Here is a 24784-nt window from a genome sequence, read left to right as displayed (position 1 = left end):
ACGTTAGCGAAAGAACAAAGGTGTGTCAATCAAAGAGGAATGTTTCCATGCTTCTTAAAAGGACGTGCCTCGGATTTGCCTTCCAGCATATCCAAAGCCTGTATGATGCTGCTTCGAGTCTCCTCCGGCGTAATGACTTCATCCACCATCCCTAAACCAGCGGCATGGTAAGGAGTCGCAAAACGGCTTCGGTATTCCTCGATTTTCTTTTGTTTTGTAGTTTCAGGATCATCACTTTGTTGTATTTCTTTCGCATAAATGACACTCGCAGCACCTTCAGGTCCCATAACGGCGATTTCAGCATTCGGCCATGCAAAGACAAGATCAGCTCCGATCGCTTTGCTATTCATCGCTACATAGGCTCCACCATAAGCTTTTCTTAATATCACTGTAACTTTAGGTACCGTCGCTTCTGAAAAAGCATAAAGCAGTTTCGCTCCATGACGAATAATGCCCCCATGCTCCTGCTTCACACCAGGGAAGAATCCTGTTACATCTTCCAACGTAACCAGTGGAATATTGAAAGCATCACAAAAACGGATAAATCGTGCCGCTTTATCACTGGCATCAATATCGAGTCCTCCTGCCATACACTTCGGCTGATTACATACGAGCCCTATGACCTTACCATTCATACGAGCAAAACCAACTACGATGCATTTGGCAAATGAAGGATGAATTTCAAAAAATGTATCATTATCCACAACTTCTTTAATCACATTTCGGACATCATATGGACGAGTTGGATTCTCCGGGACAATGGAAGCTATCATTGTAGGGTCCTTTTTTTCACCTTCAGACTTATCTTCTCCAGGAGTTTCCCGGTTATTTTGCGGGAAATAATCAATCAATACTTTCACCTGATCCAACGCTTCCTTTTCACTAGGAGCTTTTAAATGGGCACTTCCGCTCACTTTGTTATGGACTGCCGCTCCCCCAAGATCTTCCGCTGAAATTTCTTCACCAGTAATCGCCTTTAATACTTTTGGCCCCGTCACGAACATTTGGGATGTCTGCTCCACCATAATGACGAAATCAGTCAATGCTGGAGAGTAAACAGCACCTCCTGCACATGGTCCCATGATGACAGAAATCTGCGGAATGACCCCTGAGTAAATGGCATTTCTGTAAAAGACTTTTCCGTAGCCATCCAGAGCTGATACACCTTCCTGGATGCGGGCGCCACCCGAATCATTCAATCCGATGATAGGAACTCCTGTTTTTGCAGCCAAATCCATGACTGCACAAATTTTCTGTGCATGTACTTCCCCCAAGGATCCCCCATTGACCGTAAAATCCTGTGCATAAAGATAGACCTTCCGTCCATCTATTTTCCCATAACCCGTAACGACGCCTTCACACGGGGATGGGTCATCATCAGAGCCTCTGCTCCTCATATGGGTGTTTAATTCAACAAACGTATCTTGATCCAGCAAATAATCAATTCGTTCCCTTGCCGTCAACTTCCCTTTTTCATGTTGTCTTGCAATGCGTTCTTCTCCTCCGCCTAAGCGGATTTGCTGACGTTTTTCATATAATTGACTTAACTTATCAAAGCTGTCCACTACAACTCACCTCTATGCTGAGACTGGACGTATTCCAATAGTACACCGTAAGAGGAAGAAGGATGCGCAAAAGCCACATCATGTCCGCCGGCTCCCCTTCTAGGACTATTATCAATCATACGTATTCCTTCGTTTTGAAGGATATCGATGCGTCTTTGTAAGTCTTCGATTTCAAAAGCGATATGATGGATGCCCTGCCCTCGTTTCTGGATAAACGTAAATACAGGTGATTTTTCGTTTAACGGTTGAATCAACTCAAGCATGGTTTCTCCTACTTTCAAAAAAGCGACCTCCACATGATCCATGGGCACTTTTTCAATGGACTCTGCAGATACTCCCAGTGATTTCTCATAGAAAGCCATTGCTTCTTCAAGATTTTCCACGGCGATTCCGATGTGAGCAATTTTCTTCGGAACTGATGGATCGATTTTTTTATGTAAATTCTCCAACTCTATCCCTCCGATACTTGTCCGATTTTTGTTTTTTCGGTAAACTATTTATAGGATTGCTTAAGAAGGAGGTTTCTAACCTTGGCTACGAACAAACAACAACCGATGAAGAAGAAAAAATCAAAACGTGAGCGCAGGATGAAAGTGGTCATTTACCTGATGATTCTTTCCATGGTCCTATCGAGTCTTCTTGCTGGCGCAAGTTTCTTCCTATAAATTGGAGATGTAAAATAAAAGCCGAGAGAAATCGTTTCTCTCGGCTTTTTTCTATGGGGCCGAATTCAAAAACTTGTGAAGTCGCTGCTTTTCCCATTTCTCATAAGTCTCTTCCATAGTTGATGAATCGTTCACGATGAAAACATCCGCCCCCATCGGTATTAAATCAAATAATGCTTGAACGTCTTCATTCTTTAAACGGATGCACCCCGCAGATACAGACTTCCCGATTGATTCCGGCTGATTAGTTCCATGAATACCATAAACCCTTCCATCTGTTCCTCGTGCATCGAAACCGATCCAGCGGCTTCCAAGGGGATTGCGGCTGTCGCCTCCAGGAATATCTTTTTTCCTGTAATAAGGATCTTTTGCTTTGACTAATACCTGAAACCGCCCTTCAGGGGTCAAATCTTCCGTTTTCCCTACCGCAGCAGGGGCTGAAAATTGTTGTATACCGTGTTGATAAAGAACCAACTCGTGGCTTGATTTATTGACTATAATGACTGAATCTCCACTTACATATGGGGGAAGAAACAGAACGAATATCAAGGCAAATACCTTCATGATCCATCCCTCTTTTAGTCAAAGTTTCCCCCAGGAATTCCTTCCTATACATCACTTTTCCTGAACGATCGTTTTATAACCAAGTATTCTTCAATCTCATTCAATAAATGGAAAAGGTTGGCCCGAACTTCAAATTCTTCCCTGGTTTCTGGAAGTTTGTCATTGCGGAAATACTCTTTTAATTCTTTTAATTTCTTCAAAAAAATAACAGCTGTATTCCCTGGGTGGACAGCTTTAGATAAATCATCGAAAAAATCAGCGATCAATATTCTCTGTTCATAGCTTGAAGAGATCCGACTTGCTAAAGGTACCATCCGCTCCAGCAGTTCGAACTGCTTCATCCGCATATGAAAATAGTGATAATAGCGGTTGTGAGCCTGTAATACGTGATTTTCAACGTCACGATAAGAGAGGGATTTCGCTTTTTCCAATAATGCGGCTGTATCCGTCAGTTCTGTTCCGGCCCATGAATCCGTACCATCACGCAGGTACGTGGATACTTCTTTCAAGATGACTGAGAAATTGTGTTCCACTTCTTCCTGGTACTCCACAAGCTTATTTTCAAGACTAGGCATATAAAGGTTTAATAATAACGCCGTGCCGATTCCTACGACAATCAATAATGTTTCGTTAAAAATCGTTCCCCATCCAATATCTCCTGAGTCATATAAATGAAGAATAATGACCGAGCTCGTGACAATGCCAGGTGTTACTTTCAACCAAACGGTCACAGGTATGAAAGCAAACAGCATTAAACCGATGGATAGAGGATGGTAGCCGATAAACTCAAAGAATAGATAGGAGAATCCCATAGCCACTAAACATGCAGCCACGCGGTGCCAGGCGGATAAAAAAGACCGTTTCCTCGTAATCTGTATACAAAGAATCGTCAGAATTCCTGCAGAGGCGAAATTATTCAGTTGCAGCATTTGAGCAACCCAAATAGCAAAAGGGGTTCCTAAAGCAGTTTTTACTGTTCTATATCCTATCTTCAATTGTCTTTTTCACCTCTATACATGTGTTTTCTGATGAAAAAAGGACCTTTGTCAGTACAAAGGTCCCGTTAGTGATACAAGTTTATACTTCTTCACAGTATTCTTCAAATTGACGTTGAAGCTTACCGATCACTTCCATCGGTTCAAATCCTTCGATATCGTGACGCTCTACCATTGTCTGTATTTTTCCATCTTTAAGTAGAGCGAATGAAGGTGAAGATGGAGGGTACCCTTCAAAGTATTCGCGGGCACGGTCAGTAGCTTCACGGTCTTGACCTGCAAATACTGTGACTAAATGATCCGGACGTTTATCATAATGAATGGCATGAGCTGCTGCGGGACGTGCTATACCGCCGGCACAACCACATACGGAATTGATCATGACAAGAGTCGTACCGTCTTTGTTTAAAGCGTCATCAACCTCTTCCGGCGTTGTCAACTCTGTGTAGCCTGCTTGTGTAATTTCTTCTCTCGCTTTAGTAACTACGTCGTTCATGAAGATATTAAAATCCATTTACATGGCTCCTTTTTATGTAGACTATCAACATTTTACCAAGTAATTGATTACCTTTCAATTCAATTGTCCCCTCTTTACCTCAATGCACTTTTACTCCCTGGAAGTACAGAGGGATGGAGGAAGCGTATGTGAGCAAAAATAACCCCCTGGATTGGCCAGGGGGATCAGTCTCGTTATTAATAGATGGATGTATGTTCTTCTGACATTTTTTCAAGAATTTCTTTAACTCGCGCAAGGAAGTTGCCTGCCACAAGACCGTCTAACACTCTATGGTCCAGAGATAGACATAGATTGACCATGTCACGAGCTCCGAACATTCCGTCCTGGAATACAGGCTTCTTAACAATGGATTCGACTTGAAGTATCGCAGCTTGTGGGTGATTGATCACGCCCATGGACTGTACCGAACCAAAGGAGCCCGTATTGTTGACCGTGAAGGTTCCACCTTCCATATCTTTTGAAGTCAGTTTGCCTTGACGAGCTTTATTTGCAAGCTCTGTGATGTCTTTGGCAATTCCTTTGATGCTCTTTTCGTCAGCATCCCGGATGACTGGAACGAAAAGCTCATCATCTTTAGCGACAGCGATATTCAAATTGATCGCTTTCTTCTGGATGATCTTATCGCCAGCCCATTGACTGTTCAATTGAGGATACTCTTTTAATGCTTGAGCTACTGCTTTAACGAAGAAAGCGAAGTAAGTCAGGCTGTATCCCTCTTGTTGCTTGAATTGATTCTTCTTGGCATTACGGAGTTGTACCAAGTTCGTAACATCGACTTCCACCATCATCCAGGCATGAGGAATTTCAGTTTTGGATTTCACCATATTAGAGGCGATGGCTTTACGAACGCCTGTAACAGGGATCTCTACATCTCCTTCAGCAGATTGAATGTTTGTTTGTGCTGCAGGTTTTTGAGAAGCAGCAGGCTGTTCAGAAGCTGCTGGCTGCTGTGGTGCTGCACTCGGTTCAACTGCCTGCTCTTGATCAGCTGTAGGAATTTCTCCACTCTCGATGATTTTTTCCAAGTCTTTACGAGTGATACGACCCCCGCGTCCTGACCCTTCCACTTGGTTCAAGTCGATGTCATGTTCTTGTGCAAGTGTCATGACAGCTGGGGAATAACGCTTTTTACTGCCTTGATCATTTTTAGACTGCTTTGCCGGTTTCTTTTCGGCGGCAGGCTTCGTTTCTTTCTTAGGAGCGGTTTCTTGTTTAGGCTCTTCTTGTTTCGTTTCTTCTTCATCCGCAGAACCGGCGCCTTCCACTTCGATATGACACATGAAATCTCCGACTTCCAGCGTGTCGCCTTCTTCTGCAATAAGTTCTTTGATGACTCCAGTATAGGAAGATGGGACTTCTGCGTTGACTTTGTCTGTCATGACTTCAGCAATTGGGTCATACTTGTTCACTTGATCGCCGGGTTTGACCAACCAGGAACTGATTGTCCCCTCAGTCACACTTTCACCAAGCTGGGGCATTTTAATTTTTTCTAATCCCATAGGAATTCCTCCTTCTCATTAAAATTCAGCGAGATCACGCATCGCTTTTTCAACTTTATCTGGATTCATCATGAAATATTTCTCCATCGTCGGTGCATACGGCATCGCAGGAACATCGGGACCTGCCAGACGTTGAACAGGCGCGTCCAAATCGAATAGACAGTTTTCACTGATTATCGCTGAAACTTCAGAGATAATTCCACCTTCTTTATTATCTTCCGTGACCAATAAAACTTTTCCTGTTTTAGAAGCCGCTTCGATAATGCCTTCTTTATCCAATGGATAAACGGTTCTAAGATCAAGGATATGGGCATCGATTCCCTCTTCTTCAAGCTTTTCAGCTGCTTGAAGGGCAAAGTGTACACAAAGACCATACGTGATGACCGTAATGTCCGATCCTTCCCGTTTTACATCAGCTTTTCCTAACGGCAATGTATAATCCTCTTCCGGCACCTCTCCTTTGATCAAACGATACGCACGTTTGTGTTCAAAGAAAAGTACAGGGTCATTGTCACGGATTGAAGCTTTCAGAAGCCCTTTCACATCATAAGGAGTGGAAGGCATGACGATTTTCAAGCCAGGCTGGTTAGCGAAAACCGCTTCTACGGATTGAGAGTGATATAAAGCTCCGTGAACTCCACCGCCGTATGGTGCCCGGATCGTCATCGGTACACTCCAGTCGTTGTTGGAACGATAACGGGTCTTAGCCGCTTCTGAAATGATTTGGTTCACGGCAGGCATGATGAAATCGGCGAACTGCATTTCAGCCACCGGGCGCATACCATACATGGCAGCACCGATTCCTACACCTGCAATCGCTGATTCAGCAAGTGGTGTGTCCAACACTCGATCTTCTCCGAATTCGTCATACAAACCATCTGTAGCACGGAATACACCGCCTCGTTTTCCGACATCTTCACCCAGGACGAACACTTTTTCATCTCTTTGCATTTCTTCTCTCAAAGCTTGGGTTACTGCTTGAATATAAGATATTACAGCCATTTTTTCTCCCCCTCCTTACTCTTCGTACACATAACGCAATGCAGATTCAGCATCTGCATATTCCGCGTTTTCTGCGTAATCCGTTGCATCATTTACGATCTTATCAATCTCTTGGTTCATTTCCGTCTCTTTTTCTTCAGTCAAAATACCTTGTTCGCGAAGGTAATTGGCAAACGTGACGATCGAATCCTTCTTCTTCGCTTCTTCGACTTCTTCACGCTCACGGTACGTCCGGTCGTCATCATCACTTGAGTGTGGTGTCAAGCGGTAGGAAACCGTTTCGATCAGTGTCGGCCCTTCGCCTCTACGTCCGCGATCCGCCGCTTCTTTCACAGCTTCATATACAGCAAGTGGGTCGTTCCCATCCACCGTATGTCCCGGCATGCCATAACCGATAGCACGGTCAGAAACTTTTTCACAGGCCAGCTGCTTGGAAACAGGTACAGAAATTGCATATTTGTTGTTTTCTACCATGAAGATGACCGGGAGCTTATGCACACCTGCGAAGTTTGCACCTTCGTGGAAATCTCCCTGGTTGGATGAACCTTCTCCGAAAGTAACGAGTGAAACAAAATCTTTCTTTTCCATCTTTCCTGCAAGCGCAATCCCTACAGCGTGAGGAACTTGCGTAGTTACAGGGGATGAGCCTGTTACAATGCGGTTCTTCTTTTGGCCGAAGTGACCAGGCATTTGGCGTCCACCGGAGTTAGGATCTTCCGCTTTAGCAAAACCTGACAACATAAGGTCCTGCGCAGTCATCCCGAAAGATAGAACTACACCCATGTCCCGATAATAAGGAAGTGCATAGTCCTTTTCACGGTCCAAGGCGTAAGATGCGCCTACTTGCGCTGCTTCCTGGCCCTGACAAGAGATGACGAAAGGAATTTTCCCAGCGCGGTTCAACAACCACATCCGTTCGTCAATTTTTCTCGCTAGCAACATTGTGCGATACATGTCCAATACTTCTTCATCACTTAATCCTAATGATTTATGGCGGTTTTCAGCCATGTTGTTCCCTCCTTTGATCCTTATCCATGAATTTGGTTGCCATCAACAGCCATTGCCGCTTCCCCTATCGCTTCTGCAAGCGTCGGGTGAGGGTGGATACTTTCAGCGATCTCCCAAGGTGTCGCATCCAGTACTTTGGCGAGTCCTGCTTCAGAAATCATATCAGTCACATGTGGACCGACCATATGCACACCTAGTAAATCGTCTGTCTTTTTATCAGCTATGATTTTGACGAACCCGTCTGTTTCACCATACACAAGTGCTTTACCGATGGCTTTGAACGGAAACTTACCTACTTTCACTTCGTATCCCTGCTCATTTGCCTGCGCTTCTGTCAGACCGACACTCGCCACTTCTGGATTGGAATAAATACAAGTAGGGACCTGCTCCGGGTTCATTGGATGAGGGGTTTGGTCATCCATATGCTCTACAGCAATAATCCCTTCATGAGAAGCGACATGAGCAAGCTGCATACCTCCGATTACATCTCCGATTGCATAAATGTGACTCTCTTTAGTCTGATAATATTTATTCGTTTGGATGACACCGTTATCAACGATGATATCGGTATTTTCCAAGCCGATATTTTTTACATTTGCAGAGCGTCCGACCGACACCAGCATTTTCTCAGCTTCATAAGTGGTCATTTCGCCATCCACCTCAGCCTGAATGGAAACGCCTTCAGATTTTTCTAAAGTATCAGCCATCACCTTTGCATTCGTTACGATGTTGACACCTTTGTTTTTCATTTGTTTTAACATTTCTTTCTGAATGTCCTGATCTTCGGTAGGAAGAATGTTCGGTAAATACTCAAGAACGGTCACTTCGACACCAAAATCAGCCATCATGGAAGCCCATTCTATGCCAATGACTCCCCCGCCGACGATAATTAATGATTGAGGCAGTTCTTCCATCGATAGAGCTTCATCAGAAGTCATGACTTGTTCCCCGTCAATTTCAAGACCGGGTAGTGTTTTTGGACTTGAACCTGTTGCGATCAACACGTTTTTCGGAATTAACATTTCATTTTCTTCTCCGCTATTCATTTCCACGGAAATGGTCCCTGCTGTCGGAGAAAAAATGGAAGGTCCTAAAATACGTCCAAACCCTTCATAAACGTCGACCTTCCCTTTCTTCATGAGTCCTTGAACACCTTTATGTAAAGTGTCCACGATGGATTGCTTCCGCTCTTGAACTTTTGTGAAATTCAAAGTTGGTTGTCCTGTACTTACGCCGAAGTTTTCGGCTTCCTTCGTCTGCCTGAATACTTCTGCACTTCTTAGTAAAGCTTTAGAGGGGATGCAGCCCCGGTGGAGGCAGGTTCCACCAAGTTCCTGTTTTTCTACCATGGCCACTTTCAAGCCAAGCTTGGAAGCACGGATGGCAGCTACATAACCACCCGTTCCTCCGCCCAGAACGACCAAATCATACTCTTGAGCCATCGGAATTCTCCTTCCTATTCTGCAAAGTTCGGATATTGTTTAGGGACTTCTTCATTATTCAAAATACGCAGTGTCCCTTCGTTCAAAGCTTCTAACTCATTTTCTCCTGGATATACGAGGACATCAGCAATCCAGTGGATTCTTTTCGAAATTTCTTCTACAAATCCTTTTCCATAAGCAAGACCGCCTGTCAAAGCAATAGCGTCGACTTTCCCTTCCAAAACAGCACTCATGCTGCCGATTTCCTTAGCGATTTGGTAGGCCATCGCATCAAAAACCAATTTTGCCTTCTTATCTCCATGCTCGACCATTTTCTCGACTTCTCTTGCATCATTAGTATCCAGATAAGCCATCAATCCACCTTGACCGACCAGCTTTTTCATCACTTCATCTCTGTAATACTGACCAGAGAAGCAAAGGGAAACAAGATCTCCCGCGGGAACGGTGCCAGCACGCTCCGGGGAGAAGGGTCCATCACCGTGCAGTCCGTTATTCACGTCAATAACGCGCCCGTTGGCGTGAGCGCCGACAGTGATTCCTCCACCCATGTGCGTTACTATCAAACGCGATTCTTTATATGATTGTTGTAAATCTTTCGCAGCTCTTCTTGCCACAGCTTTTTGGTTCAAGGCATGAAAGATACTTTTTCTTGGAATTTCAGGAACTCCGGAAACCCGGGCTAGATCATGAAGCTCATCCACCACTACAGGATCCACGATGTAAGCACCGATGTTCAGCCCTTTCGCAATTTCATGAGCGATGATTCCACCCAGGTTCGACGCATGCTCTCCATTGTATCCATTTCTCAAATCTTCAAGCATCGCATTATTGACTTCATAGGTTCCGCCTTCAATCGGGCGCAGCAAGCCGCCCCGTCCGCAGACGGCACTCAGCTTGCTGATATTGATCCCTTCTTGATCCAAGACGTCTAAAATGACTTGCTTTCTGAATTCATATTGATCAATGACCCTCTTATATTGATTGACCTCATCCGGTTGGTGACGAATCGTTTTTTCTAAAACTACGTCCTCATCGTCAAAGACGCCAATTTTCGTTGATGTAGAGCCAGGATTGATCACAAGTATTCGATGTGTGCGCACTGTCTTTGACCTCCGTTATGTGATCTTATTTTCTGCTTAGGATGTGATGTTCGTTCTGCAGGAACTGGCTGCGGGAACGACGCATGCGTTCAATACGCTCTTCAGCCAAACGATCTGCTGCAACGTACGTAGGAATATTATCACGACGGGAAATTTCAAAAACTCGTTCCACGTTGTCATAAATCTTTTCAACCCGCTTCATTGCACGATCTTTGTTATACCCGTGAAGCTCATCTGCAACATTGATTACTCCGCCGGCATTGATGACATAATCCGGGGTATATACGATTCCTTTTTCATGAAGAATATCCCCATGAGATGTATCTTTCAATTGGTTGTTGGCAGCACCGGCGATGACTTTGGCTTTTAATTGAGGAATCGTTTCATCATTGATTGTAGCTCCAAGCGCGCATGGTGCGTAAATGTCACAATCAACACTGTAGATTTCCTCTGTGCTTACGGCTTTAGCTCCGAACTCTTCTACTGCACGTTGAACAGCTTCTTCATTAATATCGGTTACGATCAAGTTTGCTCCCTCTTCGTGTAAATGACGGCATAAATTAAATGCTACATTTCCTACACCCTGTACGGCTACAGTTTTTCCATCAAGAGAATCTGTACCGAATCCTTCTTTAGCAGCAGCTTTCATACCTCGGTACACTCCATAAGCAGTGACCGGGGAAGGGTTTCCGGAAGAACCGAATGCAGGAGAGATCCCTGTTACGTAGTCGGTCTCAGAATGGATCGTATCCATATCCTGAACTGTTGTTCCAACGTCCTCAGCGGTTATGTAACGACCGTTGAGACCTTGGATGTAACGTCCAAATGCACGGAACATCTCTTCGTTTTTGTCTTTCTTAGGATCGCCGATGATTACGGTTTTCCCTCCACCTAAGTTCAATCCGGCAGCCGCATTTTTGTAAGTCATGCCTTTTGCAAGACGAAGAGCATCTTCAATTGCAGCTTCTTCGGAATCATATGTCCACATACGTGTACCACCAAGTGCAGGTCCCAGCGTCGTGTCATGAATCGCGATGATCGCTTTCAATCCAGATTGTTCATCCTGACAAAATACCAACTGCTCATAATCGTATTCTTTCATATAAGTGAAAATTTCCATTGTAAATTCCTCCTATTGATTGTTTGATTGTAAGGCAAGAGCTAATGAATAAACTTTACTTTCGGCTGTATCTGCTCTTGAAGTCAGTACTATAGGTGCTTTTGCTCCACTTATTACAGCCGCCACTTTTGCATTGGCAAAATACATGAATGATTTGTATAACGCATTGGCTACTTCAATTGTTGGAACTACCAGTATATCTGCTTCTCCAGCAACCTCTGAATCAATTCCTTTTTCTTCCGCTGCTCTTTTGTCGACAGCGTTGTCAAAAGCCAAAGGACCATCAATGATACAGTTTTTTATTTGCCCACGTCGATTCATCTGTGTCAATATGGCTGCATCCTGAGTCGCCTGCATAGCAGGGTTGACCACTTCCACCGCAGCCAAGAGAGCTACTTTCGGCTTATCTAAACCTGTGCGGTTGGCAACTGTTACAGCATTATTTATTATGTGAACCTTTTCTTCCAATGTAGGGGCAATATTCATCCCTGCATCAGTTAAAAAGATTAAATGTTCCCTTCCAGGCACTTCGAACAAAGCTACATGGGAGAGAGCCCCTTTAGCCCTAAGCCCGTATTGTTTATCCAGCACTGCTTTTAAAAGCGACTTTGTATCTATATGCCCTTTCATAACTACATGAGCTTCTTGATCGTGGACAGCTCTGACTGCTTTCTCAGCTGCTTGTTCCACCGGGCAGTGCCTTACTTCTATCCCTTCCTGATTTAAATCGAAGTCGATATCTTTAGACATTTGGTTGATTTCATCTTCATTACCGACCAGCAGGAATTTGGAAAGACCTAATTCAAACGCTTTTTTTACAGCTTTAAGTACTTCTGTATTCCCCGCTTGAGCTACAGCGACAGTCTTTGGATCGGAGCCATCGACTCGTTGAAGCATCTCATCTAAAGTTTTCATTCTGTCACCTCTTCACTAGATTAACAGCAAGAATCATGCCAATTCTGAACCACGGACACACACTTTTTTTGCCTGTTTTCACGATGCAGGATTTTGCATTATGAATAATCTTGCATGCTATTTTTATCTAAATTATACTTTTCAAGCTTGTAATATAGATTCCTGATTGAAATCCCTAATGCTTTGGCTGTTTTCGTTTTATTGAAGTCATGAGATTTGAACGCATCGGCCAGGAGTTTCTTTTCATACTCATCTACCGCTTGTTGAAGGGTCTCACCTAACCAAGAGACTCCTTTTTCAGAGGTTTCCACCCCTTCTACATTTTCTTTTACTAAAGGCGGAATATGCTTCGGCAGGATCTCTTCTTCCAGATTCTCCATGTAAATCATTGCACGACCGATAATATTTTCAAGTTCCCGGACATTCCCCGGCCAATCATAACTTTCAAGCTTTTGAAATGCTGCTTCATTAACTTTTGTCACGTGACGTCCATAATCTTCATTAAGCTTTTGTATCAAATGCTCACACAATAGTGGTAAATCATCTTTTCTTTCTCGTAGAGGGGGGATATATATCGGCAGCCGGTTCAAACGATAATAAAGATCTTCTCTGAAAGATTTGTTCATTATCGCTTTTTCCAAGTTAATATTCGTAGCTGCAATGACTCTCACATCAACGTGTACCGGTTTTGTCCCGCCTACTCTCAGGATTTCATTTTCTTGAAGGACACGGAGCAGCTTCGCCTGCATAGGGAGGGTCAATTCTCCGATTTCATCTAGAAAGATACTTCCGTAATTCGCTTCTTCAAACAACCCTTTCTTCCCACCACGTTTAGCACCTGAAAACGCACCGTCTTCATAACCGAATAGTTCACTCTCTAATAATGACTCTGCAATCGCTGCACAATTCACTCGGATAAACTTATTATGGCGCCGCTTACTCTCATTATGAATGGCATGAGCAAATAGTTCTTTACCAGTGCCGGACTCCCCTCTTAACAATACCGTCGCAGGCGTTCTCGCTCCCACTTTCGCTTGTTCAAGAGCCAATGTCAGTTCAGCGGAATCACCGATGATATCATCGAACGTGTATTTCGCTTCCAAACTTCTGATGATTTGGCGTGCCCTCTTCAATTCGGTGGTAAGGGCTTTTATTTCAGAGACGTCGTGAAGTACACCGACACTTCCCTTCAACTTTCCATCTACGATGACAGGTGCTACATTAACAAGCACATCCTTCTTCGAAGGGCCGACTTTCATCCTGACCCCTCTCACAGCACGTCTCGTTTTCAAGACCTTCATGTGCATACTTTCGCCTTCATAAATATCGACTGTCGCTGGTTTCCCAACGATATCATCTTCTGTCAGCCCTGTAATTTTCGTATAGGCCGGATTGATTACTAAACCGCTTCCATTTTCATCTACGACTGAAATTGCTTCATCTGAAGAATGGATGATCGCTTCAAGCATGGTTTTAACTTCTTTAAGGTCCGTCACTTCTTCTGCAAGGTTAAGAACTTCGGTTATATCCTGAAAAACGGCATATGCTCCTATTACACGATCGTTTTGACCGATCATAGGAATTCTTGTCGTAATCACTTTCTTTCCATTATCTAAATGAAGCTTCTGATTCACTTCTTTTTTTCTGGACTTCAATACTTGCGGCAGCCTTGAAGTAGGAATGATTTTGTTGATGGGGTGACCCACAACATCTTCCCTCTTCATCCCGAGTATGCTTTCTGCACTTCGGTTAATAAATGAAATATTTTCATCACTGGATATGACAATCATCCCGTCATGGATACTATTAAGTATCAAGTGTTGATTTTCCGTCTGCTGCTTCAATTTTTGAACCAAGGATTCTTTCTCTTCCAACAACTCCGAGGTAATATAAGCAACCGATCCTGGAATGACTACTGTATTTCCATCTCGTTCTTCCCTGATTTTATTGAACACGTCAGTATCTCCTGTCGCTTCAATAATGATATCGATCTCTTTATGTATCCACTCTTCCCAATTGGATCCTGTAGGTATTCGGAACGAACGAGCAAGAGAGACCCCTTCTGCCTCAGGGTTGTTATCAATGACAGCTACAATGTCCATCCACTCTGTCTGATGAAGCAATTTCAACAGGGCAGTGCCGCCTTTGCCAGCCCCGACAATTAACACACGTTTCATTACATCACACCCTGCAAAAATTTGCGTATCTTAATCTTACTTTATTCTGCACGATTTAGCAAGTCTCAACTAATTCCCTCACATTATTGAATTTGATATACTTAATGATGATTGCAAATAAAGGAGATATCATCATGCGTTTAATTGCTTTACTATTATTAGTTACACCGGGAATCATAGCTGTATATGGGATTAAGTTGATCCGGGATGCATTATTCGGGAAGTTCCACCCGATTTATTTTCATATTGCCCTACAAGGCATCGCAGGTGTATTATTTGTCATCGGTGGTATAGCATTCATCGGAGGCTTTATATTACACAGAGACCGGAAGAGAAATCTTACCAAAGGCCGATTTAAACAGAAGGAATAGTTGTAAAAAAAGGAGTTTTGCTCTGTGACAGAGTTTGATTTATTCAAAAATCAATATCCTTTCGACCTGCTTACCGATGAAGAGTACGAAGAAGTATTCGGTAAAGCGGTCGTGAAAGAATATAGCACGAACGAATTTATCATCCATGAAGATGAGACAGATGATAAAATCGATATCCACTTTTTAGTTTCAGGGTTAGCAAAAAATATTATGCACCGATCTTCTGGAAGGCAGTTATCCGTACGTTTCTACTATCCAGGGGATTTAGTCGGGGTCATGATTTTGCTCACTAGTGGAGAAATGCGTTTCTCCGTACAGGCACTTGAACCTGTCAAAACCCTGTGCTTCGAAAGAGAATCATTCTTGAAAGTGATGTCTGAAAATACCCGATTTTCAAAAGTGGTCATGGATGGAATCAGTCATCTGATGAAAAGCTTGTATGATGAAGTGAAATACAAAAGTTCTACGACAGACGAACAAGACGATCGCGAACTGTACAAAAAAAGAGCCGATGCCTATATGGAGCCGCCGACGTTCATCCATCCTGACGCGCCCATAGAAAAAGCTGCCCGAATGCTCGAGCAGCAAAAGATTGAAGCGTTGATCGTAAGTGAAGACCAACAATCGATGCTTGGTATGATCGGCTACGCACAAATTTTGCGTGCTTATTTCGAAAATGACCATCGAAATCCCGTTAAAGCCTATATGGCAGAAGAAGCCTATGAAATTAACGAGCAGGAATTCATTTATGACGCCTTGAGCTACTTGAAGCACCACCCTACTGAGATTATCCCTGTACTGCATAAAGATAAAATCGTAGGGATTCTCCGGCAGTCTTCATTTTTCACAATTAAGAATTCCGTCTATTTCGATCTGACGTACCGCATATCCAATGCTACGCGCGTATCTGAAATCAAAGATCTTGCGCCTGTTTACAACGTAAGATTCCAACAATTCGTTGAAAGTCTTATCAAAGAAAACATGTTTGCTTATGACATCGCTGAATTAATAACGAATTACAACGATCGGATTCATAAACAAATCGTTCAAATCGCCGAAGATGAAATGATCGCGGAGGGACACGGGCCTCCTCCAATCAATTACTGCTTCCTGGTCATGGGGAGTGAAGGACGTAAAGAACAAGGGTTCTCCACAGATCAGGACAATGGGATGATTTTGTCTGACTACAGCAACTCAAGAAACAAAGAGCAAATCGACCAATATTTCCTGGCGTTCGCTAAAAAAATTAACGGCATGCTTGATGAGTGTGGCTTCCCTTATTGTACGGGAGGCATTATGGCTAAAGAAGATAAATGGCGCCAACAAGTCAGTGATTGGTATAAGAGCGTGGATCGATGGATCGAAAAAATGGATGCTGAAGAAGTCCGTGACTTTACGATTTTCATGGATTTCAGGCCGATTTTTGGAGATTACTCTTTAGCTTACGAGTTAAAGAAGCACGTCACAAAACGGGTTCAGAAATCACTTAACCTTCACCAACTGCTTATGAAAGATACGTTGAGGTTCCGCGTACCCCTGCAACCATTCGGAAGAATATCCGGAGTAGGAAAAAAGAGAACGCTGAATTTAAAGAAGTCTGCCATTATGCAGATCGTTAATGCAATTCGCATATACAGCATGAAGTACGGGATTGAGTCCATCAATACCATTAATCGGTTAGATTCGTTGGCAGAACAAGAGCGTTTCCACCCTCGTGATGTAGAAAATGCTAAAACTGCGTTGCATAGACTGATGCTGTTCCGTTTAAAAGAAAATTTGAACCAACTAAAAAACGATGAGCCTCTATCCAATGACCTGAAGTTAACGCATATGAAAAAAGATGAACGTCGCTCACTCCGGGAAGCGTTGATTATAGCGAAACGGTTGCAGCAGGTCCTTGAGTTAAGCTACAACCGAAATCGGGTGGTCTGATGTTACCTGTCGACTTACAAATTTTTAAATATTTTCTTTATGAAAAGCCAAGATTTCAGATGAAAATCAGACCTTATTTCCAATGGAACACATATAAGCAGTTAGAAGAGAAATTAAATTCACATGAACCTGACCCAAATATCGGACAGGAACACTTGAAAAATTTAGATTTTACCATTTTTGACTTGGAGACGACAGGGTTTCTCCCTGAAATTGGTCATGAAGTGATTTCCATAGGCGCTGTCCGGTTGGAAGGTCAAGATGCATGCCATCGCAAAACCTTCCACCAAATTGTTCGTCCTGTTCGACGAGTGAACAATCACACGTTAAAGTTGACAGGGTTAACGAGGGATCAACTCAATAATGCAAGTCCGTTTATTGAAGCTTTCAGTAACTTCATGGAATTCAGTGAAGGTTCAGTATTAGTTGCCCACCCTGCGAAATTTGATATGCGTTTTTTACAAACGATGTTGAAAAGGTGGAAGCTTCCAGACTACAATCCACCTGTGATTGATTCCCAAAAAATGGCGCAGTGGCTGCTTCCCAATGTAAGGCACCAACTCGATCCATTGCTAAGGCATCTCGGCATAGAAAAAAGAGATCGACACCATGCCTTGAATGATGCAATCATGACAGCAGAGCTGTACCGATTCCTGCTCTCCAAATCGCTTGAAGAAGAAGTTCAAACTCTTGAAGAATTACAATACAAGCTCAATCAACAAAAAAAGTGAAGCAGTCTATGACTGCTTCACTTTTTCTTCTTGGAAAAAGGTACGATATAAAGATCGGACGGCTGCAGGAAGCCCAGAGGATTTGACTCCGAACATCATAGAGACTTCCGATGAGCCCTGGTTAATCATTTCAATATTTACTTGAGCTTCCCGAAAAGCTGTCGCTGCCCGGCTTGCCATTCCTATGTTATGGTTCATCCCTTCACCAACGATCATAATCAGCGCCATACCTCTTTCAATGAGCACTGTATCCACTTCCAATTCATCTTTGATCCTTTTCAAAACGATGCTCTCTTTTTCTGGCGGAAGTTGATGTTCACGTAAAATTACTGACATATCATCTATTCCTGATGGCGCATGTTCAAAGGATACCCCTTCGTCTTCTAAAATTTGCAGCAGACGCCGGCCAAATCCAATTTCTCTGTTCATCAAGAACTTGCTGACATAAATGTTCAAGAATCCAGAATCACTTGCAATCCCAACAACATCTCTCTCCCTGTCTTCCAATTCAGATACAATCATCGTACCGGGGGCCGAAGGGTTATTTGTGTTTTTTATACAAACTGGGATTTTAGCTTTTACCGCAGGAATTAAGGCCTCATCATGAAATACCGTAAAACCTGCATAAGAAAGCTCCCTCATCTCACGGTAAGTCAAAGAGGTCATCGGCTGAGGATTATCAACTAACATGGGATTTACACTGAATACTGAATCTACATCAGTGAAATTCTCATATAGATCTGCTTTTACTCCTGCCGCGACGATGGACCCTGTAATATCGGATCCTCCCCGGGAAAATGTGACTAGTTTTTCTTCGGGCGTGAACCCAAAAAAACCCGGGATGACTAACACTTCTGAGCGCTCTCTCAGTTGATAAAGTCGTTCGAAACTTTCTTCTAACACCAATGCTCCTCCCGGTTGATCCCTGACAACGATTCCAGCTTCACTTGGATTAACATAAGCAGCATCCAAACCACTTTGATTCAAATAAGCACTGACCAGCAGAGCAGCACCATCTTCACCACATGCTTTAAGGGCATCGAGCCCTCTTTCTCCTTCTTCTATTACATGTTGTATCGAAGCATCAATTTTTTTATTGATGGTATGATAAACCTCCTGGGGAATTTCGAGTTCATCAATGATCGATTGAAACCTTCCCATTATCCAATCATAAACTTCATCATACTTTCCCCCATCACGAATAGTCTCACCTAATTGAATTAACAAGTCCGTCACTTTCACGTCTTCGCTATAACGCTTTCCTGGTGCAGAAACGACCACAATTCTTCTTTCAATGTCTGCATGTATAATATTTGTAATTTTTTTAATTTGTTCACCATTAGCTACAGAACTACCACCAAACTTGACTACTTTCATTTCGCAACACCCCATTAATGTATAAAAGCATTTAATAATTTAGAATTGTACCATAAATACGACAATGAATTGAACCAAAAATTTCGAAAAATTTAAAAATAATTATTTCCAATTAAGTTTTCACATTTGTTTCACGGGTATTGTATAATAGTGTCAGAATTCTTATGAAAATGTTGAAAAAAAGGTGGTGATTCGGGTGCTGGTATATAGAAGAGATGGTCTTGGTGGCGGCAGATTCTACCCGATGAACAGCGATATTAAAATTACATGCACGTATAAGTGCTCAGGTCATCGATATATCATCATACAATACTTGGATTTACCCTTTTGTTATAGGATTGTGAAAAGGGACGGCGTAGAGCTAATTGATGATCAAGCGTATAACCACCTTTCCCCATACCTGAATGATATAGATCGAGGGGTTTATGATGATGAAAGAATGGCGGAATCAATACAAAAGATTATAGCTTGATGAAATGTCATATAAAATTTTCCTTTAATCACATCTTTACCGGAAGAACAAAAATGAGCAAAAGAAAAGACGGAGATTTTTTCTTTTAGGAAGCTTTATGTTCTAAACGTAAGCGAACGGCACCATTGCGATAAACTCTCTGTTGGCTGGTTTCAATAGGCTTTCTGTATACTTAAAAGTTCTATTTGTAGTCTTGTTTTTCCATAATTTAACCGGATGTGCCCTTCTATTTGCGGACGCATCACTCAAACGAGCTTTCCCAAAAATTGGACAGAAGTAAAATATTGAAATCCCGTAACTTTTTCGATATACTTAGTTTAGGCTAGTGGTGCATACCGTCAAGAGTGGCAAGTCCATTCTTCGACGGTTGCGCCCTTTTTTTATGTCTATATATCCAAGTTGTTAAGGATTGCGTCAGCCTCCATTTAACTAAGAAGACCATTCGAAGTTATTAAATATGTTTACACAACAAAAAAAAGCCCCTCTCTATCGGATAACCGATAAATCAGGGCCTTAACAGGCTTTCGTTGTAACGTTAGTCAGCTTACAGTTTATCGCTAAATTTGCGTAGCTGAATCACTATAAACCGCGTCAGCTCGCTTTATGCTCTAAGCGTAAACGATCGGCGACCATTGCAATAAACTCACTGTTGGTTGGTTTCGCTTTTGTATTAGAAATTGTATAACCGAACAAGGAAGAGATAGCATCGATATTACCCCTGTTCCAAGCAACTTCAATCGCGTGACGAATCGCTCTTTCTACACGAGAGGCTGTCGTATTATACTTGGAAGCAATGTCAGGATAAAGAACTTTAGTAATGGATCCTAAAAGCTCCAAGTCGTTATAGACCATTGTGATGGCTTCACGCAAGTATTGATACCCTTTGATGTGAGCGGGTACACCGACTTCATGGATGATGTGTGTAATACTCGTATCCAAATCCGGCTTTTTGGATTTTGTAGAGGAATAGCTGCTTCCGATCGCACGATTGATTGGATCTCCGGCATGCTTGATCTGGCGTACTTGTTCTCCTAAATGGTCAAGATCGAATGGCTTCATCATGAAGTAGGCTGCTCCAAGATCGACGGCTTTTTTCGTTACTTCTTCCTGTCCGAATGCTGTCAGCATAATGACCTCAGGAGGCTTTTCCATTTCTCTGAGTTTCGTCAAAACAGCCAGTCCATCCAGGTGAGGCATAATGATATCAAGAATCAACACTTCAGGACGTTTTTCCTCAACCATCTGCAAGCAGTCTTTTCCATTGTAGGATACCCCAATTACATCAATGTCATTTGTATCATTAAAGTATTCCTCCAACAGCTTCACCAATTCACGATTGTCATCAGCCAAACATACTTGTATCTTTTCCATTTATGTTCCTCCTTAAGAGTATTAACTCTTCCAGTTTTTTCTTTCTCCTTGAATGGTTATATTCGACATTCAACATATTTACCCCTTTTCATTATAACAAAATTTTTTCGAAATTTGAGTTTATCTTCAAAATGCTTAAAAATACTTAATAATTCACGAATATTCGACATAAAATATGTATGTTTGTCGAATATTGTCGAATGAAAAAAAGAGCCCTTTTGAGCTCTTTAGCTTGCTTTCTTTTCTTCTTCATTTTGGTACAAATCAATTCCGGCTTCTTGAAGCATCCACTCAATATGAACGCCATAACCACTTGTTGGATCATTGACGAATACGTGAGTAACGGCTCCTATAATTTTACCGTTTTGTATGATCGGACTACCGCTCATACCTTGAACGATTCCACCTGTTTTTTCCAACAGTTCCGGATCAGTGATTTTGACAATCATTCCTTTTGTTACAGGGGTCTGCTTGGGCATGTTACTGACAATTTCTACGTCGAAAGTCTGCATCTCTTCCCCATTTAAAACAGTTAATATTTTTGCAGGCCCTTCTTCGACTTGCTCAGCATAGCCGACAGGAATTCCTTTGGGGAATTCAGAATTCTTCATATGATGATCGAGCTTCCCAAAAATTCCAAATGGAGTATTTTTGGTAATATTACCTAGTCGATCATCTTCCATTGAAAAGCTTGCTTTCTTCTCACCCGGGACGCCCTGACTACCTTTTTCAATAGAGGTTACACGGGACCTTACAATGGTTCCTTCATGAATTTCGATCGGTTTTTTTGTATCCATATCAGATATTACATGACCTAAGGCACCGTATCTTTTACTTTCCGGATGATAAAAAGTCATTGTTCCAATACCAGCTGCAGAATCACGAATATACAGACCTATTTGATATTCATTTTCTTGACGGTTAAATGCAGGGCTCAGAGAGGTCGTAAGGATTTTTTCTCCACGTTTAATCGTAAACTCAATTGCTTTTCCACCTTTACCTGATTGTTTGACTAATTCAGACAAGTCTTCCATGCTATTGAGCTCATGACCGTTTCCCTTTAAAAGGATATCCCCAACTTGCACGTCCGCCTCTTCCCCGGGAGATGATCGTGTTTCCTCATCTTTATTGACAAGGTGGTGTCCTACAACTAAAACGCCTTTGGTGTGTAATTCCACACCGACAGACTGTCCACCTGGAATTAAACGAATATCCCTCATTGCCTTGATTTCAGTTTTCTTCAGCGGTACACCTGCAAGTTCGTAAAACACTTGTTGGTCATTCGCTGAAGAAAATGCAGTCCAGGCCTCGTCTGGACCATTCGAAACAGGGATTGCTGAATTATGGGATGAAACTTTCACTTCCGTAGGAATTGATAAATAATTTTGAACGGGGCTCATAATAGGTAAACTCAGCATGAACAGCAGGAGAACAGAACCACATATATATTTTATTTTATCTCTTTGATTCACGGGTTCACACTCCTTCTCACTCCAATACCAACTTAATTGGCTTACTAATAATGTGGTCTTCAAGAGGAGTTTTTAAACGAGCATAATCTGAGTAATTATAGTATCGTTTGCCTTGTTTTGAAACATTCACCATCGTATATTTTTTAAACACATGAAAACACTATAGATAGAAAAAACGTATGGTGTACACCATACGTTTTCTTGTTCAGCTGCGAATAGCTTTCAAATTACTTATTTTTATGTTTTTCAGCCATTTCCAATAGTTCTCTTGCATGCTCTAATGTTGTTTCAGTCAATTCGGCTCCTGTCATCATACGGGATAGCTCGTCTGCTTTTTCTTCTTCACTCAATTCTTTGACAGCAGTGAACGTCCGGTCATTATCCACTTTTTTTTCTATTCTTACATGAGTATCAGACATGGCAGCAACTTGTGGCAGGTGGGAAATGCATAATACTTGTGAGCCTTGGGAAATGCCATAGATTTTCTCAGCAATCGACTGGGCGACGCGCCCGCTGACTCCCGTGTCTACTTCGTCAAAAATCACGCTGGTCACCCCTTGGTGCCTGCTGAAAATTCGTTTTAATGCAAGCATGATCCTCGACATTTCACCCCCGGAAGCGACTTTATGTAATTCTTTCAATGGCTCTCCCGGGTTCGTCGTAATGAGGAATTTAACGATATCGAATCCTGATGAATTCAGCTGAACTGGACGCCCTTCAAACACTGGATCGTTCGGTCGCCCCTCTTTCACTTCAATCTCTGCAGCAAATGAAGCTTTTTCCAAGTATAAGTCTTTTAATTCTTCATGGATATAGCCGGAAAGTTTTTCAGAAGCATTCAGGCGGATATCATGAATATTTTTCGCTTCTAAGACAGCGTCCTGACTTAATTCATGAATTTGATTTTCCATTTTAGAAAGGTGTGAATCCTTATTGCGTATCTCATCGATCTCTTCTTCTATTGTTGCTGAATATTCCAGCATATCCTCGACCGTTGCTCCATATTTCTTCTTCAAGCGATTCAATTCATTCAACCGCGCTTCTATTTCGTTCAACCGTTCAGGATCAAATTCCAGATCAGCCATTTGACTGCTTAATTGAAAGGTCATTTCTTCGATTAAGTAATAAGAGTTGCTGAGTTCTTCGGACATCTTTGCCAGGGATTCATCATAATCCGATGTACTTTCTAACGATGTCATTGCATGACTGAGCCAATCAAGCCCTTTTTGTTCACCATAAAGAGAGTAATAAGCATCATGAATTCCTTGATAAATTTTCTCGTAATTCATAAGTTTTTTACGTTCTTCACTCAGTTCATCATCTTCATGAGGCTGGAGTTTCGCTTCTTGTAATTCATGCAGTTGAAAATCAAGCAGGTCTAAACGCTGAGCCATTTCCTGCTCATTTTCACTCAGTTCTTTGTACCTCTTCATCAAGCTTTTGTATTTACCATATACCTCACTGTACTCACTTTTCGATGCAGCGAGTTCTTCACCTGCAAACATATCCAATAATTCAATATGCCGATCGGGATCCATAAGGGATTGAGTTTCGTGCTGGCTGTGTATATCAATCAACGTATGTCCAAATTCTTTCAGTATAGCCAAGGTCACCAATTTTCCGTTGACACGGCATATGCTTTTCCCTTGATGGGTGATTGTCCTATGTAAGACCACCATTCCGTCCTCATCGATTTCCACTCCGAACTGTTTACCTTTAGAAAAAACGGGGTGATCATCATCTACAGTAAATAATCCTTCAATTTCTGCTTTTTTTGTACCATGTCGCACGAACTCTACGGAACCACGGCCACCCGCAAGCAGTTGAATCGCGTCGATGATGATGGATTTACCTGCCCCTGTTTCACCTGTAAGTACAGTCAATCCCTCTTTAAACGTAATTGAAATTTGATTGATAATAGCAAAATCACGAATTGATAATTCAGTAAGCATGAAACAATCCACCTCAGTTATAGCATATTTAGCAATTGTTCACTTATGGTTTCCGTTTGATCTTCACTACGGCAAATAATCAAACAAGTATCATCTCCACAAATCGTACCCATAATTTCTTCCCATTCCAGGTTATCAATCAAAGCTCCTACAGCATTTGCATTACCAGGAAGAGTTTTCAAGATGATGAAGTGACCTGCTCGATCGATACTTACAAATGCATCCATCATCAGCCGTTTCAATTTTTCAAAAGGGTTGAAACGCTGGTCTGCAGGTAAACTATATTTATAACGCCCATCCATCATTGGTACTTTAACTAAGTGAAGTTCCTTAATGTCTCGAGAAACTGTAGCTTGAGTCACGTTATATCCCATACCCTTTAAACGGGAAACTAACTCATCTTGTGTTTCAATATCATCATTCGTAATTAATTCTCTGATTTTAATATGACGCTGCCCTTTGTTCATCAGTAAACCTCCGTTCCAAACAAAAAAAGCCTAAACGATAAGAAAAGGGCTGTTTCAAGCCCTTCTCCTT

At 42.2% G+C, this 24784-nt stretch carries 23 protein-coding genes; 5 read left to right on the top strand and 18 right to left on the bottom strand.

The window, feature by feature from the left end; genetic code table 11:
* Positions 1–29: 29 nt before the first annotated feature.
* Both LCL89_RS02070 and mce read right to left on the bottom strand, forming a co-directional pair.
* A complete protein-coding gene (locus LCL89_RS02070) occupies positions 30–1565 on the bottom strand; it encodes an acyl-CoA carboxylase subunit beta (RefSeq protein ID WP_224807415.1) in 1536 nt (511 codons plus the stop codon).
* Entirely contained in the window at positions 1565–2014 is a 450-nt protein-coding gene (mce, locus tag LCL89_RS02065) for a methylmalonyl-CoA epimerase (protein ID WP_224807413.1), read from the bottom strand. The genes LCL89_RS02070 and mce overlap by 1 nt, the downstream gene beginning before the upstream one ends.
* Positions 2015–2095: 81 nt before the next feature.
* On the opposite strand from mce, the gene prli42 reads away from it, so the two are divergent.
* Positions 2096–2230, top strand: a complete 135-nt coding sequence (gene prli42, locus LCL89_RS02060; RefSeq protein WP_224807411.1) for a stressosome-associated protein Prli42 — start codon at positions 2096–2098, stop codon at positions 2228–2230.
* A 51-nt stretch (positions 2231–2281) separates the two neighbouring features.
* Here prli42 and LCL89_RS02055 read toward each other — a convergent pair whose 3' ends face one another.
* From LCL89_RS02055 to LCL89_RS02005, 11 genes are all read right to left on the bottom strand, one after another.
* On the bottom strand, positions 2282–2797 hold the full coding sequence (locus LCL89_RS02055; RefSeq protein ID WP_404813412.1) for a L,D-transpeptidase: 516 nt from the start codon (positions 2795–2797) through the stop codon (positions 2282–2284).
* Positions 2798–2838: 41 nt separating this feature from the next.
* Positions 2839–3789, bottom strand: a complete 951-nt coding sequence (locus tag LCL89_RS02050; protein WP_224807407.1) for an aromatic acid exporter family protein — start codon at positions 3787–3789, stop codon at positions 2839–2841.
* 82 nt (positions 3790–3871) lie between these two features.
* On the bottom strand, positions 3872–4303 hold the full coding sequence (locus LCL89_RS02045; protein ID WP_197316390.1) for a BrxA/BrxB family bacilliredoxin: 432 nt from the start codon (positions 4301–4303) through the stop codon (positions 3872–3874).
* A 179-nt stretch (positions 4304–4482) separates the two neighbouring features.
* A complete protein-coding gene (locus LCL89_RS02040; RefSeq protein WP_224807406.1) occupies positions 4483–5805 on the bottom strand; it encodes a dihydrolipoamide acetyltransferase family protein in 1323 nt (440 codons plus the stop codon).
* A gap of 18 nt (positions 5806–5823) precedes the next feature.
* The gene (locus LCL89_RS02035) at positions 5824–6807 is read right to left on the bottom strand and encodes an alpha-ketoacid dehydrogenase subunit beta (RefSeq protein ID WP_224807405.1); all 984 of its coding nucleotides are present in this window, start codon (positions 6805–6807) and stop codon (positions 5824–5826) included.
* Between the two features lie 15 nt (positions 6808–6822).
* Complete coding sequence (locus tag LCL89_RS02030) at positions 6823–7815, bottom strand: thiamine pyrophosphate-dependent dehydrogenase E1 component subunit alpha (protein ID WP_224807404.1); 993 nt, start codon at positions 7813–7815, stop codon at positions 6823–6825.
* A gap of 20 nt (positions 7816–7835) precedes the next feature.
* A complete protein-coding gene (lpdA, locus tag LCL89_RS02025) occupies positions 7836–9257 on the bottom strand; it encodes a dihydrolipoyl dehydrogenase (RefSeq protein WP_224807403.1) in 1422 nt (473 codons plus the stop codon).
* Between the two features lie 14 nt (positions 9258–9271).
* A complete protein-coding gene (buk, locus tag LCL89_RS02020; protein WP_224807402.1) occupies positions 9272–10357 on the bottom strand; it encodes a butyrate kinase in 1086 nt (361 codons plus the stop codon).
* Positions 10358–10382: 25 nt separating this feature from the next.
* Positions 10383–11477, bottom strand: coding sequence for a branched-chain amino acid dehydrogenase (gene bcd / locus LCL89_RS02015; RefSeq protein ID WP_197316396.1), 1095 nt, complete (start codon positions 11475–11477; stop codon positions 10383–10385).
* A gap of 12 nt (positions 11478–11489) precedes the next feature.
* Positions 11490–12392: a phosphate butyryltransferase gene (gene yqiS, locus LCL89_RS02010; RefSeq protein WP_224807401.1), complete on the bottom strand. Its 903-nt coding sequence runs from the start codon at positions 12390–12392 to the stop codon at positions 11490–11492.
* 98 nt (positions 12393–12490) lie between these two features.
* Positions 12491–14569, bottom strand: coding sequence for a sigma-54 interaction domain-containing protein (locus LCL89_RS02005; protein ID WP_224807400.1), 2079 nt, complete (start codon positions 14567–14569; stop codon positions 12491–12493).
* A 134-nt stretch (positions 14570–14703) separates the two neighbouring features.
* Here LCL89_RS02005 and LCL89_RS02000 point away from each other — a divergent pair, with 134 nt between their 5' ends.
* Genes LCL89_RS02000 through LCL89_RS01990 form a run of 3 tightly spaced genes read left to right on the top strand, consistent with a single transcriptional unit; the run spans position 14704 to position 17603 of the window.
* Positions 14704–14940, top strand: coding sequence for a DUF2627 domain-containing protein (locus LCL89_RS02000; protein ID WP_224807398.1), 237 nt, complete (start codon positions 14704–14706; stop codon positions 14938–14940).
* 24 nt (positions 14941–14964) lie between these two features.
* The gene (locus LCL89_RS01995; RefSeq protein WP_224807396.1) at positions 14965–16872 is read left to right on the top strand and encodes a DUF294 nucleotidyltransferase-like domain-containing protein; all 1908 of its coding nucleotides are present in this window, start codon (positions 14965–14967) and stop codon (positions 16870–16872) included.
* 59 nt (positions 16873–16931) lie between these two features.
* Positions 16932–17603 carry a 3'-5' exonuclease gene (locus LCL89_RS01990; RefSeq protein WP_224807394.1) on the top strand — a complete coding sequence of 224 codons (672 nt, stop codon included), beginning with the start codon at positions 16932–16934 and terminating at the stop codon, positions 17601–17603.
* Between the two features lie 6 nt (positions 17604–17609).
* On the opposite strand, the gene LCL89_RS01985 is transcribed toward LCL89_RS01990, so the two are convergent.
* Complete coding sequence (locus LCL89_RS01985; protein ID WP_224807392.1) at positions 17610–18980, bottom strand: aspartate kinase; 1371 nt, start codon at positions 18978–18980, stop codon at positions 17610–17612.
* A 196-nt stretch (positions 18981–19176) separates the two neighbouring features.
* Between LCL89_RS01985 and LCL89_RS01980 the strand changes: the two genes are divergently transcribed.
* Positions 19177–19452 (top strand): hypothetical protein, encoded by a 276-nt coding sequence (locus LCL89_RS01980; RefSeq protein WP_224807390.1) that lies wholly within the window; start codon positions 19177–19179, stop codon positions 19450–19452.
* A gap of 591 nt (positions 19453–20043) precedes the next feature.
* On the opposite strand, the gene spo0A is transcribed toward LCL89_RS01980, so the two are convergent.
* From spo0A to ahrC, 4 genes are all read right to left on the bottom strand, one after another.
* Positions 20044–20823 carry a sporulation transcription factor Spo0A gene (gene spo0A, locus LCL89_RS01975; protein WP_197316405.1) on the bottom strand — a complete coding sequence of 260 codons (780 nt, stop codon included), beginning with the start codon at positions 20821–20823 and terminating at the stop codon, positions 20044–20046.
* A gap of 227 nt (positions 20824–21050) precedes the next feature.
* Positions 21051–22295 (bottom strand): SpoIVB peptidase, encoded by a 1245-nt coding sequence (gene spoIVB / locus LCL89_RS01970; protein ID WP_197316406.1) that lies wholly within the window; start codon positions 22293–22295, stop codon positions 21051–21053.
* 227 nt (positions 22296–22522) lie between these two features.
* The gene (gene recN / locus LCL89_RS01965; protein WP_224807387.1) at positions 22523–24247 is read right to left on the bottom strand and encodes a DNA repair protein RecN; all 1725 of its coding nucleotides are present in this window, start codon (positions 24245–24247) and stop codon (positions 22523–22525) included.
* 17 nt (positions 24248–24264) lie between these two features.
* Positions 24265–24714: a transcriptional regulator AhrC/ArgR gene (gene ahrC / locus LCL89_RS01960; protein WP_197316408.1), complete on the bottom strand. Its 450-nt coding sequence runs from the start codon at positions 24712–24714 to the stop codon at positions 24265–24267.
* Positions 24715–24784 lie beyond the last annotated feature (70 nt).

The sequence above is a fragment of the Halobacillus yeomjeoni genome (assembly GCF_020171525.1).
Taxonomy (GTDB): Bacteria; Bacillota; Bacilli; order Bacillales; family Halobacillaceae; genus Halobacillus; species Halobacillus yeomjeoni.
The sequence above is the reverse complement of the archived record's forward strand: the minus strand, read 5'-3'. Positions and strand labels throughout refer to the sequence as shown.

What these genes read in the sequence shown, in the direction of transcription:
- LCL89_RS02045 (WP_197316390.1), bottom strand. Translation starts at nt 4,303, where the DNA reads ATGGATTTTAATATCTTCATGAACGACGTAGTTACTAAAGCGAGAGAA.
- LCL89_RS02040 (WP_224807406.1), bottom strand. Translation starts at nt 5,805, where the DNA reads ATGGGATTAGAAAAAATTAAAATGCCCCAGCTTGGTGAAAGTGTGACT.
- LCL89_RS02035 (WP_224807405.1), bottom strand. Translation starts at nt 6,807, where the DNA reads ATGGCTGTAATATCTTATATTCAAGCAGTAACCCAAGCTTTGAGAGAA.
- LCL89_RS02030 (WP_224807404.1), bottom strand. Translation starts at nt 7,815, where the DNA reads ATGGCTGAAAACCGCCATAAATCATTAGGATTAAGTGATGAAGAAGTA.
- lpdA (WP_224807403.1), bottom strand. Translation starts at nt 9,257, where the DNA reads ATGGCTCAAGAGTATGATTTGGTCGTTCTGGGCGGAGGAACGGGTGGT.
- bcd (WP_197316396.1), bottom strand. Translation starts at nt 11,477, where the DNA reads ATGGAAATTTTCACTTATATGAAAGAATACGATTATGAGCAGTTGGTA.
- yqiS (WP_224807401.1), bottom strand. Translation starts at nt 12,392, where the DNA reads ATGAAAACTTTAGATGAGATGCTTCAACGAGTCGATGGCTCCGATCCA.
- LCL89_RS02005 (WP_224807400.1), bottom strand. Translation starts at nt 14,569, where the DNA reads ATGAAACGTGTGTTAATTGTCGGGGCTGGCAAAGGCGGCACTGCCCTG.
- LCL89_RS02000 (WP_224807398.1), top strand. Translation starts at nt 14,704, where the DNA reads ATGCGTTTAATTGCTTTACTATTATTAGTTACACCGGGAATCATAGCT.
- LCL89_RS01990 (WP_224807394.1), top strand. Translation starts at nt 16,932, where the DNA reads ATGAAAATCAGACCTTATTTCCAATGGAACACATATAAGCAGTTAGAA.
- LCL89_RS01985 (WP_224807392.1), bottom strand. Translation starts at nt 18,980, where the DNA reads ATGAAAGTAGTCAAGTTTGGTGGTAGTTCTGTAGCTAATGGTGAACAA.
- spo0A (WP_197316405.1), bottom strand. Translation starts at nt 20,823, where the DNA reads ATGGAAAAGATACAAGTATGTTTGGCTGATGACAATCGTGAATTGGTG.
- recN (WP_224807387.1), bottom strand. Translation starts at nt 24,247, where the DNA reads ATGCTTACTGAATTATCAATTCGTGATTTTGCTATTATCAATCAAATT.
- ahrC (WP_197316408.1), bottom strand. Translation starts at nt 24,714, where the DNA reads ATGAACAAAGGGCAGCGTCATATTAAAATCAGAGAATTAATTACGAAT.